The sequence below is a fragment of the Paenibacillus sepulcri genome, assembly GCF_042647105.1.
GTDB classification, from domain to species: Bacteria; Bacillota; Bacilli; order Paenibacillales; family Paenibacillaceae; genus Paenibacillus_Z; species Paenibacillus_Z sepulcri.
Map to the genome: position 1 here is coordinate 395451 of NZ_JBHRUP010000001.1, position 14165 is coordinate 409615.

A 14165-nucleotide genomic window follows, 5' to 3' on the forward strand; every position below is an offset into this window, starting at 1 on the left:
GGCTCTTGAAGAACCTCTACTGTTCGGAATAGGCTTCCAGCTTGTACCCATGCACTTCATAATCCTGTTTATTTAATTCAACAGTCAGTCTGAGCAAATCGCCGTCCACTTCCTGCTTCGTAACTTCTCCTGTCCGGTAAGCTAAAGCGATCAGATCGCCGCGTTCCGCCGGAAGCACAAATGTCCGCGTGTCTCCCGTCATATTCTCCTGGATGGCTTCGCGCAAACGAAGCAGATCATCGGCAGAGAATGCACTGATTTCCAGAGCATCCAGCCCCTTGGTGGGCAGCATCCCCAACTCATCGCGGTTGTATTTGTCAATTTTGTTGAAAATCGTCAGCTGCGGCTTTCCTGCTGCACCCAGGTCCGTAAGGATCTTGTCCACCACAGCCATCTGTTCGTCCCGCATGGGGGATGAGCTGTCGACGACATGCAGCACAAGATCCGCCTCGAGCACCTCTTCAAGCGTGGCCCGGAAGGCCGCGATCAGGTCATGGGGCAGATTCTGAATAAAGCCGACAGTGTCGGTCAGCACTACTTCTTTGCCGCTTGGCAGCTCCAAGCTGCGCGAGGTCGGATCAAGCGTGGCAAACAACTGATCCTCCACATACACATCCGCCTTGGTCAATTCGCGAAGCAGCGTGGACTTTCCCGCATTGGTGTAGCCCACCAAGGCAACCTGCTGGACGCCTGACTTGCGGCGGCGTTCCCGGTGCAGGTTCCGATGGCGGACAAGCTCATCCAGCACAGACTTCAAATCATTGATTCGATCGCGTATATGCCGGCGGTCCGTCTCCAGCTTCGTTTCACCGGGACCTCTCGTGCCAATTCCCCCGCCCAGACGCGACAGATTCTTGCCTTGCCCGGACAAACGCGGCAGCAGATAGCTTAGCTGAGCAAGCTCCACCTGGATAATTCCCTCGCGGGTTTTGGCGCGCTGGGCGAAGATATCCAGAATCAGCTGGGTTCGGTCAATGATTTTCAGATCAAGCGCCGCTTCCAGGTTTCTCACCTGCGCCCCGGACAGCTCCTGGTCAAAAATCACTGTAGTCGCGCCAAGCTCCTCTGCTACAGCCCTGAGCTCCTCCACTTTCCCTTTGCCGATAAACCACTTCGGGTCTCTTGTTTCCTTGTTCTGCGTCATGGTGGAGAGCACGTCACTTCCAGCCGTCTCCGCCAGGCTCACAAGCTCCTGAAGGGACAGCTCGGGATCGGCGTCCCCTCTCTTTACCTCGGAAGTAACCAGACTGACAAGTATGACGCGGTCGCGCAGCTCATTGTCTGTATCATATGTTGTTTGTCTCATATCAAGCGCCTACCCTTTCCGGCCTTTATTTCTGTTCCCATTTCAAGTCCTCGGGCCTGATAGCCATTAATTCCATTTTACTTGGCGAACCGCTCGGATACTGATTCAACAATCTCACCGCTTGATAACGAAAAGCCTTCTCGATCGAATTGCGGACATAACGGGCATTGCTGAACGAATACAGGGAAGCCGTCTTCTCCTGCATAAGATGCTGCCGAAGCTTGAAGAGCGATTGTGGCATTAAGGTATAGTCCCGCTGGGCGGCCATCAGCTCAGCGATTTGGATCAGCTGATCGATGGAATAATCAGGAAAATCAATTTGGATCGGAAAACGTGACGGCAGGCCTGGATTGGTCATCAGAAAATCCTCAATTTCCAGAGGGTAACCGGCCAGAATCAGCACAAACTGATTGCGGTGATCCTCCATGGCTTTGACAAGCGTATCGATGGCTTCCTTGCCAAAATCCTTTTCTCCGCCCCGGGCCAGACTGTACGCCTCGTCTACAAAAAGCACGCCGCCCAGAGCCTTCCGCACGAGATCACGCGTTTTTTGTGCCGTGTGGCCAATATATTCGCCAACCAGATCAGCCCGCTCCACTTCAATCAAATGTCCTTTTGTAAGCACGCCCATTTTGTTCATTAGTTTGGCTATGATGCGGGCAATGGTTGTTTTTCCCGTTCCGGGATTGCCTTTGAATATCATATGATAAACATGCGATCCCCCGGACAAGCCTACGTCAGAGCGCATTCTGCTGATTTGAAGCAGCGCAAAAATTTCATAAACCAGCAGCTTGACATTCTCAAGTCCCACCATAGGATCGAGCTCGCGTTGAATCTCGGCGTACGGGTCGTTGGCAGGAATAGCTTTAAGGGCAGATGCGGCAGGTTCCGTCTCCAGCGTCTGGGCGGAGCTTGCAGACGCGTTAGGCTCCTGGCCGCGCAGCACGACATTGATTTGTCTTGAGGGCCTGGAAGCACCGGACTGCCCTGAAGATACGACACGTTCGTTCATCTATACGATCACCCATCCTTCGCATCCACATAATCGGTCATCATGCGTGCGAGAGGATACAAGGACCGCTTAAAGCTCGCATGCGCCGCTTGATCCATTGTATTCTAGCGAAACCAGCCATATTAACAGTTTCCAAAGACAAGGTCGGGAATGATGTTTAAATGGTGTTTAGAAGGGTGTATCCGGAGACTGAAGACCGAAGCGCAGCAGCAGAGAATCCAGCTTCCACTTGGTGAATGCCAACAATTCACGCGACTGGTTCTTCGCGACGGAAAGCACCTGCGATTTGAAGCCCACTACCACTGCATCAGAATAGCCAACATATTTGGCAATGTCAGCTGCCCTCGCAGAATGATAATCATGCGTAACGATGAGCAGGCTGTCCCAGCCCTTCCCTTCGGCAAGCGGTTTGCTGAACAGTAAATTCTCATAGGTGCTTCTTGCATCCTTCTCAAGGATCAACCGGCCAGCCGGGACTCCTTTTGCGACCAGGTAGTTTTTCATACCTTCCGCTTCCGTAATCGTCGATCCGTTATGGTCATGTCCGCCGGTTAATATAAATTGCTTCGTTATGCCCTGCTTGTACAAGGTTAGCGCATAATCAAGCCGCTCCTTTAGTCCAGGGCTCGGAACATTATCCCACAACGCCGCTCCAAGCACGATCGCAGCATCGGCATTGGGGATCGGCTTTGGCATTTCATAGCTGTTGATGAGCCAGAACAAGTAACCGAACCAGAACGCAGCAAATGCCGCCACCCAAACAGCGATTCGCAAAATAATTCTGATCATGCGGAATTTTTTGCGGGATCGCTTTTTGGCGCGCGGCTTTGACTTCACAACTTGGGCACTCAAGACTCGCTCACTTCGCCGCTCTGCATGACGAGCGCTTTGCGGTGCTTCAGGCTGAGTGTGAAATATCGGAATCGTCCGCTCCGGATGGTGGACAGTACCTTCCCGGCAGTTTTGCGGGCGAGAGCGGCATCCTTATTCGTCACCACTCCCTGCTGCAAAGCCTCTTCAAGTTCGTCCTCGTCGAGCAGAAAAACTTCTCCGCTGGGCAGAACGACAACATCCAGATACAAATCATCGAACCAGGGAACCTGCTGGTCCGTCAGTCCCTGTGTTTTGCAGATATCGATATACCATTGAACGACACGGTTCTTGTCATCAAACATCGTGGTGACGACGAAATGCTCGCCGCGGGGAAAATGCTGCATCCATAGATACCCGCGGTCTGCCAAACAAAGTTTTCGTCCGTTATATTCTTTCCACAGCGGCTCACGCAATTCGTGAATGCGGTATAACGTCACCATTCCTTTAAACTCATCGCCGTCCATATTCATGCTGGTATAGCTTCTGCGGAGAATGCGGCGCCAGTTGGCTCGGTCAGAAAATTTTCGTTTCATACGGAACGACCTTTCCGTTAGGATCACTTAAAGAATTAGGCATCTGCAAAAGAATAGACAGCTCTGAGAAGAAACAAACACCCGCTCCTTGCAGCGGCATGCCGTTCAATTCCCAACTGAAGTATCATAAAAGGTCAAGTGTAAATTCCAACCATTTATAATATTTCAAAAAAAGCTTACCATAACTTCTCAACCATCTCCAGCAGACTTGATAAATAACTCATTTTTGGTTTAAGCAAGGCAGCCGCATATGCAAGGGACTTTCCTGCCCTTATTATATGGCGGGAGGTAACATCTGTTGCTCAACAATAGGTTCTATATAGAACTATTGTGCCTCAATGCGGTGTTACTAAACCAGAAATGTAAAGGTTGCTATTTATCCTGCAGCGTTTGGATCGGTGACGCCCTCTCCTCCATCAGGAGGAATAATACCGTCCGTCCCTTCAACTGCGCCCTGATTCCCGTTTCCCCCGAGATTTAAGCCGTCAAATGTTTGCTGCCCCTCCGTTCCGCTGCCGTCGTCCGGCACATTGCTGTCAGGCGGGTTTCCGTTACCTGGATTCATCGTTCCATTATCCGGATTCTGTCCGGCATTGCCGGGGATTTCCGGATTACCGCTGCCTGGATTGCCGTTGCCGGGTCCGTTATTCCCTGGACCGCCATCGTTGCCCGGATTGCCGGTGCCCGAATCGCCATTGCCCGGATTATCGGTGCCGTTACCATTGCCATTGCCGGGTCCGCCATTGCCGTTGTTGCCGGTGCCATCATCCGGGATGCCGATACCGCCATTGCCATTACCTCCATTACCCGGATTGCCATTGCCCGGATTGGATGGATCTATGGGATCGGTTGGCGCATTGGGATCAAGGGGAGGAACCGGTTCATCCGTACCCGGGGGATTCAGCTCCTCCGGCGGTATCTCCACCTTCACCGTTGCCGATGGCGCGCTCTCCAGCTCTTCCTTGGCATTATAAACCGTCACATAATACTCATAGGAAAGTCCAGGGGCAACGCTCATATCATTATTTCCGGCCGCTTCCATCGTGTCCATCAAGCGTGTGAACTGCGGCTCATTGGCTTCTTTGCGATAGATACGGTACGTATTATCCGCGCCATCCAGCGCATCCCAGGATAAGGTGACCGTTACGCTTGCCGGATCGTATACCGCATTCAGGTTCTGAACGGTTGTCGGCGGTTTCGGCTCATCTACCTGAATATCCGGCGGTTTCTTAAAGTCGTTTACCGGCATCCCTTTCATCGCCGGCTCCATGACTTTTGCGAATAAAGCGGCTGATTGTCCGCTGCTTTGCTTCAGCAGATGCTGTTTATCCGTTTTGTCATAGCCCATCCATACAACGGCCGTCCATTCCGCAGTAAAACCGGAGAACCAGGCATCGCGGTTATAGCCGGAGCTGTAATTGGGAATGCCATGCTGTGTAGTACCGGTTTTGCCCGCTACAGGACGGTCAATTCTGGCTCCTGTTCCCGTTCCGCCTTTCTCCAGGACGCCCTGCATAATATCCGTCATGTAATAAGCGGTTTCCTTCTTCATTACCTGCTTCGCTGCCGGCGGATCATACTCATAAACGGTCTCGTCATTCGTATCTACAATCTTCTGTACCGTATGAGGATCAACGGATTTGCCATCATTGGCAAAGGCGCTGTATGCCGCCGCCATCTGAAGCGGCGTCACGCCATTCGTGAGCCCGCCAAGTCCAATCGCCAGATTGCGGTCTTTCTCCTCATCGAGATGAAAGCCCAGCTTGTCGGCAAAATCAAGCCCTGTCTTCACGCCAATCTCATTGAGCAGCCATACCGCAGACGCGTTGCGGGATTCCTTGATGGACTGCCGGATGCTGATCGGTCCGATATATTTGTTCCCATTGGAGTCGCTTGGGCAGTAATCGCCGTAGCATTTCTTCTCATCCAGCACAGTCGACCATGGGAACCAGTCCCCAGAATCGATTGCCGGCCCATAGACGGTAATCGGCTTGAAGCCCGACCCCGGCTGACGCGGCACATTAACACGGTTCAAGCCTTTCTTCTCATAATCGCGGCCTCCGACGAGACCCTGAATGTTCCCGTTGCGGTGATCGACAATAACCATCGCACCCTGCACCTGCTGATCATCCACGCTTTTCTCAAAATTATCCGGATCTGCGAATTCTTTTTCCATAATGGATTGCGCAGTCGTGTTGAGCGTCGTGTAGATTTTATAACCGCCCTGGCGCAGCTCCTCTTCGGTCAAACCTGATTTATCCTCTGCCTCACTGACCACAAAATCAATAAAAGCGGGATATTTCTGGCTGTTGGCCGTCGCGGTGTTCGGATTATATACTTTCGCATTTGCCTCATCCATTTGTTCCTTGGTGATATAGTGTTGATCATACATCAACTGGAGCACGACGGACCGGCGCTCCTTGGAACGCTCGGGATCGCTGATTGGATTATAATTGCTCGGCGCTTTCGGAATGCCGGCCAAGGTCGCAATCTCCCACAGCTCCAGCTTGTCTAGCGGCTTGTTGAAATAAACCTTCGCAGCCGCCTTGACGCCGTAAGCGGTTTTGCCAAAAAAGATACGGTTCAAATACATCGTTAATATTTCATCTTTCGTTTTCTTATGCTCAAGTGCAACGGCAATGGAAGCCTCCGTCGCTTTCCGGAAGAACGTTTTATCCTGCGTTAAAAACAGGTTTTTGGCCAATTGCTGCGTAATCGTGCTTCCGCCCTCGGCCGCGCTTCGTGATACAACGTCTTTTACCAGCGCCCGGCCGATTGACCATAAATCGATACCGGAATGTTCTTCGAAACGCCGGTCCTCAGTTGCAATAAACGCATCTCTCATCATTTCGGGAATTTCAGCAAATTCCACATTTTCGCGATTTTCCCTGTACAGCTTGGTCACTCCCTGGCCGTTCGCATCATAAATGATCGAAGCCTCGGGCATCTCGAATTTATCCTGGTTGTCCGCGAGAATCCGTTCTCCGTTCAAAATAACTAACAAGTATGCAATAATCCCGCAAATAATGGCGACAGCGCCGGTAAAAAACAACCAGACTGCAGCCTTCTTGCCCGAAAATTTTTTCTTTGCTTTTTTCTTTACCGGTTTCTTCTTGGTGCGCGGTGCATCAGCCATAGCCCGGTTCCCCTCCTGCTCGCAGCGAGTGATCTCTCGCTTTATGTGTATACGTCTATAGTGCTTAACTACCGCAAAAGCAATCCATCCTGGAGCAGATTTACCCAAGCTGCAGCAAGCGTACTCATCGGCGGCCGCAAATAAACGAATATTGGGCCATAAACGAAAAGAACAACCCTGCACGTGGGCGGGTTGCTCTGTCGTGCCGCTATCCAATTAAACGAAACCCGTTTAGAAAAAGTTTCAAAACGGGTTGGTTGAAGGCTTATGCCTCGTTGTTCGTGTCCTGCTGGACCAATGATACATTGCGCTGTGGGGTAAACGTGGAAATCGCATGCTTGTACACCATCTGCTGGCGTCCTTCACTATCGATGACGATGGTGAAATTGTCGAATGCTTTGATGACTCCGCGAATCTGGAACCCATTGGTCAAATATACCGTAACCGGGACGCTGTCTTTACGCAATTGGTTCAGAAACGTATCCTGAATGTTGATTGATTTGTTCATTATCCGTTACCCCCATCATTAAAAAGATTGGTTAGAAGTATATTCAAGCTCGCCCCTAAACTTTCCTGCTATTATATCATGAATTGCAAGCAAATTCTTGTGAAAATTTTCAGATGAATCGATCCAGTGGATATCCTTCATTCTTCGAAACCAGGAGAGCTGGCGTTTGGCATACCGGCGCGTATCCCTTTTGAGCAGAACGATTGCTTCCTCCAGCGACAAATGGCCTTCAAGGTAGAGGGCGATTTCCTTGTAGCCCAATCCCTGCATGGAGACTGCGCCGGGCTTGACGCCCTGCTGCAGAAGGCCTCTCATTTCGTCGACCAGCCCATCGGCAATCATCGCGTCCACTCTTTCGTTGATGCGGGCGTAGAGCATTGCACGGTCCATGGTAAGCCCGAGGAAGCACAATTCGTAAGGCGAGATCCTCTTCTGACCCTCCAGCTGTGCGGAATGAGTGATTCCCGTCAGATGAAGGACCTCCAGGGCGCGTATGATGCGGCGCTGATCATGGGGATGCAGCCGCCCGGCGGACTCGGGATCGACAGCCCGGAGCCGCGCATGAAGCGCCTCGGCGCCATGGCTCAAGGCATAATTCGCCTGCTCCTCCCGGAAAGCTTCATCCGACCCGCTGTCGGCAAATTCATAGCCGTATGCGACGGATTCCACATATAGGCCAGTTCCCCCGACGATAAACGGAAGCTTCCCGCGGCTCGTAATATCCCGGATCAAATCCGCGCAGCGATCCTGAAACTCAGCCACGGAGAACGGATAATCGGGATCGCAAATATCAATCAAGTGATGAGGTATGCCTTCACGTTCTTCTTCCTTGATTTTGGCCGTCCCAATATCCATCCCTCGGTATACCTGCATGGAGTCTCCGGATATAATCTCGGCATTCCACGACTTGGCAATTTCCAGGCTCATACGTGTTTTGCCTGCAGCTGTGGGACCGATAAGCACAAGCAGCCGCGGCTTCGTATTGAGGTTGTTGTCGGCGCTCATCGTGTATTGATCACTCCATAAGCAATTTTGTTTGCATGTTCTCTGGTAAAGCCCAGGCGCTCGAATTCGCGGCTGTCCTTATGTTCTTTCATCACGACTGATTTGCGGGCAATCCGGACAGCGTGTGCGACTGATTCAGGATCGAGCGGATGCGGATTGGCGAGTCCTCGCAGCGGTACAATCGAAGATGAATCGTGAAGCGGCCTTCGGAACATGGGATCAAAATAGACAATATCGACACTCTTGTCAGGCTGTTCAGCCAGCCAAGTATTGTGATCGATGCAGCGCATTTCAATCCGGCGAAGCGCCTCATTCACATCAGAGTGGCTGGTTTGATAGCTCTGCAGGCCCTCTCTGACAACAGCGAACAGCACCTGCTCGCTTTCCAGCGCGGTAACCCTGCCTTCCTGGCCCACGGCGTACGAGAATACGATGGCATCCGAGGCGAGGCCAGCCGTGCAATCCACCACATGATCGCCCGGGCGGCAGCCGGTCAACTGAATCAATGGATCTATCTCGCCCTTGCGCATCCGCTTGACTCTGACATAAGCCATGCTGGGATGAAAATACAGCGGATTGTCCGATTCCTCATAATAACGCAGTCCGCGGTCATCTGCAACAAGGAGGCGGTTATCCCCATAGCGCAGCCGCAGCCGCGTCAGGGATTCCTGCTTGCGCGCGACAAAACGGGCGCCCAGCTCGCTTGCCAGTGAAGCGGCATAATCCTCGAGCGCGGAGGATGGCTTATGCGGGGTGGTGATGATCATGACATCACCCGCTTGAACATTTTCTCCAGCTGATAGGTCGACATATGCACAACGATCGGTCTCCCGTGAGGACAGGTATAAGGCTGCCGGCAGCTGGCAAGCCGCCGGATCAGACCTTCCCCCTGCTCGCGGGTCAGGCGGTCATTGGCTTTGATCGAAGCTTTGCAGGAGCACATGATGGCCGATTTCTCGCGCAGCTTCCCGATGTCTACGCCCGCTTTTTCACTCAGCAGCCACTCTATCATTTCCTCAATGACCGACTGCTCGTCCCCTACCGGGAGCCACTGCGGGTATGCCCGCACAAGAAAAGCATGGCTGCCAAAAGGCTCCAGCTCAACTCCAGCCTTCTCTATAACCGGCAAACGGTCTCGCAGCGCCGCCGCTTCGGTGGGCGTGAATTCCAGTGTAATCGGCACCAGCAGCTGGGTGCTGGCCTGCTCGGGATGGCTGAATTTCTCAAAATAATATTCATAATGAATGCGCTCGTGGGCCGCATGCTGATCAATCAGGAAAAGCCCGTCCTCATTTTGCGCAACAAGATATGTGCCATGAAGCTGCCCGACCCAGTAAAGCTCGGGAAACAGCCTGTTGCCTGATGGCGACTCGGACATGCTGCCGGCTGAGCCGGCGACGCCGGAGGCATCACCTGATTCAGGAGGAAGAAAGGAATGTTCCGGCCTGTCCGCCTCAGAAAACGACGTTTCCTCACCTCTCCCGGAATCTCCGAATATATGTGGAGTCGGCTCGCTGCCTGTCATACCGGTTAATCCTCCGGCAACCGTTGCGCCTGGTTTTCGCTCTACCAGCGCACCTGCGGCCGTTTCCCGGATTACATTGTCGCTGCGCGCCGCAGGCGGCGCATAAAGCCTCTCCGTCGCATCTCTGGGAATAACCGTGCGTCCGCTCTGCCAATCAAGAGAGCCGCGTCCGGCAGCGGCTCGTGACGGCTGCGTACTGCCGCCCGGTATACCGGCGGTCCCCCTCTGCGGTTCATCGCGGATATCCCCGGCCGAGCTTATTCTGACATCCGGTGAGGCGGACGGCTCCGGCTGGTGGAACGATATCCGGTCCTGAACAAATGCGGGCTTCGAACGCTCGTTCGTGGACGGGCCGGGAATATGGCACTGCTTGCCGAGCGCCTCGACGATGATTTGTTCGATAAATTGGCGGAGCTCGGGCTCCTTGCTGAAGCGCACTTCCATTTTGGAGGGATGCACATTGACATCCAGCAGGCTTGGATGCATCCCCAGCTCCAGCACGGCAAATGGATAACGGTTAATGGGCAAAAGCGTATGGTAAGCCTGCATAATTGCCTGATTGATGATATAGCTTCTGATATAACGGCCATTGACGACAATGGTAATCCCGTTGCGGTTGGCCCTGGTTTGCTCCGGCTTGGATATGATACCGCGCAGGTCATAATCGGGATGCTCTCCTTCAATGGCCAGCATGGCTTTGGCTGTTGTCGTCCCGTATATCGCGGCAAACGTCTGGAGGCGATCACCGCTGCCCAGTGTGCGCAGCAGGAGTCCGCCATTATGCTTGAGCGTAATCGCGATACCGGGATGCGCGAGCGCCAGGCGGTTCACATAATCGGCGATGTGGCCGATCTCGGTCTGGATGGTCTTCATATACTTCAGACGGGCCGGTGTATTGTAGAATAAGTCCCGAACGGAAATATCCGTCCCTTGCGGAGCATTATGCTCCTCATTCTGGACAATGCTGCCTCCCTCAATAACGAGTCTCCTGCCAAGTCCGGTTGCATCCGGTGATGAAATGCACTCGACCTTGGCAACCGCAGCGATACTTGGCAGGGCTTCGCCGCGAAAGCCCAGGCTTGAAATACGAAACAGATCCTTGCCGGAGGAGATTTTGCTGGTTGCATGGCGGTAGAACGCCATGGAAATATCCTCCGGATCGATCCCGGAGCCGTTATCCGTGACGCGGACCAGCGTCAGGCCCCCCTCCTCAATCACGATGTCTATCGTCGTGCTGCCTGCGTCAATCGCATTCTCGACCAGTTCCTTCACTACCGAAGAAGGCCGCTCCACGACCTCTCCCGCCGCAATCTGATTCGCCAACTGCTCATCCAGCACATGGATTTTAGCCACAAGGGCCACCTCCCTTTAACTCTCGATCTTCCATACATGTGTTCACTTCTCTGCAACAAGCTTCATCTTCATTTCATTAAGCAGCTGCATGGCCTGCATGGGAGTAATATTGAACAAATCAAGCTTTCGCAGCTGCTCGGCAACCTGCTCGGCCTTGGGACTCGTCTTCCGGGTCCGTGTCTGCAGGGCAGCAGAATCCTCAAAGATCGACAGCTGAACCACCTCTGAAGACTTATCCGGCGACAAGGTGCTGCCGCTCTGCGAATCAGCTTGATGATCGTCGGTTGATTGCTGGGCTTTCTCCGATTCCTCCACGCTCCGGTCAGCTCCTGCGCTGACGGTAGACATATCAGACCCGGCAGGTGCGTCGACCGCCGGTGCATAAGAGGAGGCGGTCTCCCGCACAGCATCAATCACCGCTGCCCTGCCGGGCGGATCCACAAGGGCTTCCAAGACCGGCAGCCTGATCGCCTCGTCAGCGTGAGAGGCAAGCAGCGTATACGCGCGGGAGATGATCCGCTCCGGCAGTCCGGCCAGCTGTGCGCAGTAGATCCCGTAGCTGCTGCTGGCAGCGCCGGGGACCAGCTTGCGCAGGAACGTGACATTATCGCCGGTTTCCTGGACAGCCATGCACACGTTCCGCAGCAGCGGAAGCGTATCTTCCAAATGGGCCAGCTCGTGAAAATGGGTGGATACCAGCGCCTTGCAGCCAATCTCGTGATGCACATATTCGATAACAGCCTGCGCGATGGACATTCCTTCGCCGGTTGAGGTGCCGCGGCCCAACTCATCGATGATTACAAGGCTTTGCCTGGTCGCCTTATCCGTCATGGTCTGAATATCCTTCATCTCAACCATGAAGGTGCTCTGTCCGCCGATCAGATCATCAGCCGCGCCGATACGGGTGAAGATCCGGTCGATCAGCGGGATTACGCCGCGCTTGGCCGGAATAAAACAGCCAATCTGCGCCATGATGCAGATCAATGCGACCTGGCGCATATAGGTGCTTTTACCCGCCATATTCGGTCCGGTAATCAGCAGCATCGAAGCCCCGCCGCCTTCCAGCGAAGTGCCGTTCGCAATGAACGGGGAACCGTCGATAACCGCCTCTACGACAGGGTGACGGCCATCTTCCACGACTAGATCGAAGGCATCGGTGACCGCTGGTCTGACATAACGCTGCTCTGCGCTCACCGTCGCATGCGACTGGAACACATCCAGCATGGCCACTGTTTCAGCCAGCTTCTGGAGCCGGTTCAAATGGACGGTAAGATGGTCGCGGAGCTCGACGAATTTGCTGTACTCCAGATCGACCATCTTCTCTTCCGCTTCAAGGATGAGCCGCTCTTTCTCTTTCAACTCGGGGGTCACGTACCGCTCCGCATTGGTTAAGGTTTGTTTGCGCTCATAACGCCCCTCGGGCAGCATGGAGATATTGGCCTTGGACACTTCAAGATAGTAGCCGAAGACACGGTTGTAGCCGATCTTCAGCGATTTGATTCCGGTTGCCTCCCGCTCCTTGCGTTCCAGCTCAGCCAGCCATTTCTTCCCGTTCACGCTCGCTTCCCGGAGCTCGTCCAGATAAGGATCGTAGCCCGAGCGAATAAGACCGCCCTCCCGGACCGAAATCGGCGGATCATCCACGATAACCGTCTCAATCATATCGGCAAGATCGGTGCAGAGGTCAATCTCCTCCACCAGTCTGCGCAGCGTGGACGATTCGGAATCCGCACATAAGGCGGTTAATGCAGGTACGTGCCGCAGCGACGACTTGAGCGCATTCATATCCCGGCCATTCGCGCTCCCGAACGCCACGCGGCCAACCAACCGCTCCAGATCGTAGATCTCGCTCAGCTCACGGCGCATTTCATCCCTCAGCATAAAATCGCGATGGAGCAGATCCACCGCTTCCAGGCGTTCATCGATCATTTTGACCGAGAGCAGCGGCTTATCAATCCATCTTCGCAGCATCCGCGAGCCCATCGATGTCCGCGTGCGGTCCAGCAGCCAGAGCAGCGAGCCCTTCTTGCTGCGGCTCTGCACGGTCTCCACCAGCTCCAGATTGCGGCGTGTAAACGGGTCCAGAATCATAAACTGATTGGGCTCATACGCTCTGATCTGTCTGACATGGCCGAGCGAGCGCTTTTGCGTCTCTTCGAGATAACCCGTAAGAAGGCTGATCGCCCGATACCGCGCCGGTGCGATTTGGTGCAGGTCATCTCCATCGAATTGTCCGCTCAGCTTCTGCTCGTCCATTACCTCGCGGGCCGTAAACAAAACAGGCCTGTTCCAAGCGGCAGCCTGCGGCTTCAACAGTTCAATCAATACCGCATCGCCGACAATTTCTACAGGGTGATAAACATTGATTTCGTCGGTCAAAAGCTCAAGTCTTGCAGCGAAGGACGTAACGTACAGCTCGCCTGTCGTCAGATCGCAGGCTGCAATTCCGTATGAATCGCCCTGGACTGAAACGCCAACGATAAAATTATTAGCCTTGTCGGTGATGGATTTGGTCTCCATAACGGTCCCCGGAGTAATAACGCGGACGATTTCGCGCCGAACCACTCCCTTGGCTGCAGCCGGGTCCTCCACCTGCTCGCAAATCGCCACCTTGAAGCCTTTTTCTATCAATCTTGCTATGTATCCTTCAGCGGAATGATAAGGCACGCCGCACATCGGTATCCGTGTCTCGCCTCCGCCGCCGCGCGCTGTCAATGTAATTTCAAGCTCACGGGACGCCGCGATGGCATCGTCAAAGAACATCTCATAGAAATCGCCAAGCCGAAAGAACAGAAACGCGTCCTTCGCCTGCTCTTTTACCGCCAGATATTGCTGGATCATTGGGGTATGTACTGTCACTTCTCGCCCCTCCTAGGTAGGGAATATTCAATTGGGAACATCAGACCTTCAGTAT

10 protein-coding genes are annotated in these 14165 nt (G+C 53.6%); all 10 read right to left on the reverse strand.

Annotated elements, in window-relative coordinates; genetic code table 11:
* Nucleotides 1-16 precede the first annotated feature (16 nt).
* Nucleotides 17-1306 carry a GTPase HflX gene (hflX, locus tag ACFOLF_RS01770; protein ID WP_210040526.1) on the reverse strand — a complete coding sequence of 430 codons (1290 nt, stop codon included), beginning with the start codon at nucleotides 1304-1306 and terminating at the stop codon, nucleotides 17-19.
* Nucleotides 1307-1331: 25 nt separating this feature from the next.
* Entirely contained in the window at nucleotides 1332-2318 is a 987-nt protein-coding gene (locus ACFOLF_RS01775; RefSeq protein WP_210040524.1) for an AAA family ATPase, read from the reverse strand.
* 168 nt (nucleotides 2319-2486) lie between these two features.
* Nucleotides 2487-3155, reverse strand: a complete 669-nt coding sequence (locus ACFOLF_RS01780) for a YdcF family protein (protein WP_379219391.1) — start codon at nucleotides 3153-3155, stop codon at nucleotides 2487-2489.
* An 11-nt stretch (nucleotides 3156-3166) separates the two neighbouring features.
* Nucleotides 3167-3724 (reverse strand): DUF402 domain-containing protein, encoded by a 558-nt coding sequence (locus ACFOLF_RS01785; RefSeq protein ID WP_210040522.1) that lies wholly within the window; start codon nucleotides 3722-3724, stop codon nucleotides 3167-3169.
* A gap of 376 nt (nucleotides 3725-4100) precedes the next feature.
* Entirely contained in the window at nucleotides 4101-6860 is a 2760-nt protein-coding gene (locus ACFOLF_RS01790) for a transglycosylase domain-containing protein (protein ID WP_210040520.1), read from the reverse strand.
* A gap of 265 nt (nucleotides 6861-7125) precedes the next feature.
* Nucleotides 7126-7368: an RNA chaperone Hfq gene (gene hfq, locus ACFOLF_RS01795; protein ID WP_210040518.1), complete on the reverse strand. Its 243-nt coding sequence runs from the start codon at nucleotides 7366-7368 to the stop codon at nucleotides 7126-7128.
* An 18-nt stretch (nucleotides 7369-7386) separates the two neighbouring features.
* Nucleotides 7387-8373 (reverse strand): tRNA (adenosine(37)-N6)-dimethylallyltransferase MiaA, encoded by a 987-nt coding sequence (gene miaA / locus ACFOLF_RS01800; RefSeq protein ID WP_210040516.1) that lies wholly within the window; start codon nucleotides 8371-8373, stop codon nucleotides 7387-7389.
* Nucleotides 8370-9140, reverse strand: a complete 771-nt coding sequence (locus ACFOLF_RS01805; RefSeq protein WP_210040514.1) for a class I SAM-dependent methyltransferase — start codon at nucleotides 9138-9140, stop codon at nucleotides 8370-8372. Before ACFOLF_RS01805 ends, miaA begins: the two co-directional genes overlap by 4 nt.
* Nucleotides 9137-11251 carry a DNA mismatch repair endonuclease MutL gene (gene mutL, locus ACFOLF_RS01810; protein ID WP_210040512.1) on the reverse strand — a complete coding sequence of 705 codons (2115 nt, stop codon included), beginning with the start codon at nucleotides 11249-11251 and terminating at the stop codon, nucleotides 9137-9139. The genes ACFOLF_RS01805 and mutL overlap by 4 nt, the downstream gene beginning before the upstream one ends.
* Nucleotides 11252-11293: 42 nt before the next feature.
* Nucleotides 11294-14092 carry a DNA mismatch repair protein MutS gene (gene mutS, locus ACFOLF_RS01815; protein WP_449290042.1) on the reverse strand — a complete coding sequence of 933 codons (2799 nt, stop codon included), beginning with the start codon at nucleotides 14090-14092 and terminating at the stop codon, nucleotides 11294-11296.
* Nucleotides 14093-14165: the final 73 nt, after the last annotated feature.

What these genes read in the sequence shown, in the direction of transcription:
- hflX (WP_210040526.1), bottom strand. Translation starts at nt 1,306, where the DNA reads ATGAGACAAACAACATATGATACAGACAATGAGCTGCGCGACCGCGTC.
- ACFOLF_RS01775 (WP_210040524.1), bottom strand. Translation starts at nt 2,318, where the DNA reads ATGAACGAACGTGTCGTATCTTCAGGGCAGTCCGGTGCTTCCAGGCCC.
- ACFOLF_RS01785 (WP_210040522.1), bottom strand. Translation starts at nt 3,724, where the DNA reads ATGAAACGAAAATTTTCTGACCGAGCCAACTGGCGCCGCATTCTCCGC.
- ACFOLF_RS01790 (WP_210040520.1), bottom strand. Translation starts at nt 6,860, where the DNA reads ATGGCTGATGCACCGCGCACCAAGAAGAAACCGGTAAAGAAAAAAGCA.
- hfq (WP_210040518.1), bottom strand. Translation starts at nt 7,368, where the DNA reads ATGAACAAATCAATCAACATTCAGGATACGTTTCTGAACCAATTGCGT.
- miaA (WP_210040516.1), bottom strand. Translation starts at nt 8,373, where the DNA reads ATGAGCGCCGACAACAACCTCAATACGAAGCCGCGGCTGCTTGTGCTT.
- ACFOLF_RS01805 (WP_210040514.1), bottom strand. Translation starts at nt 9,140, where the DNA reads ATGATCATCACCACCCCGCATAAGCCATCCTCCGCGCTCGAGGATTAT.
- mutS (WP_449290042.1), bottom strand. Translation starts at nt 14,092, where the DNA reads ATGATCCAGCAATATCTGGCGGTAAAAGAGCAGGCGAAGGACGCGTTT.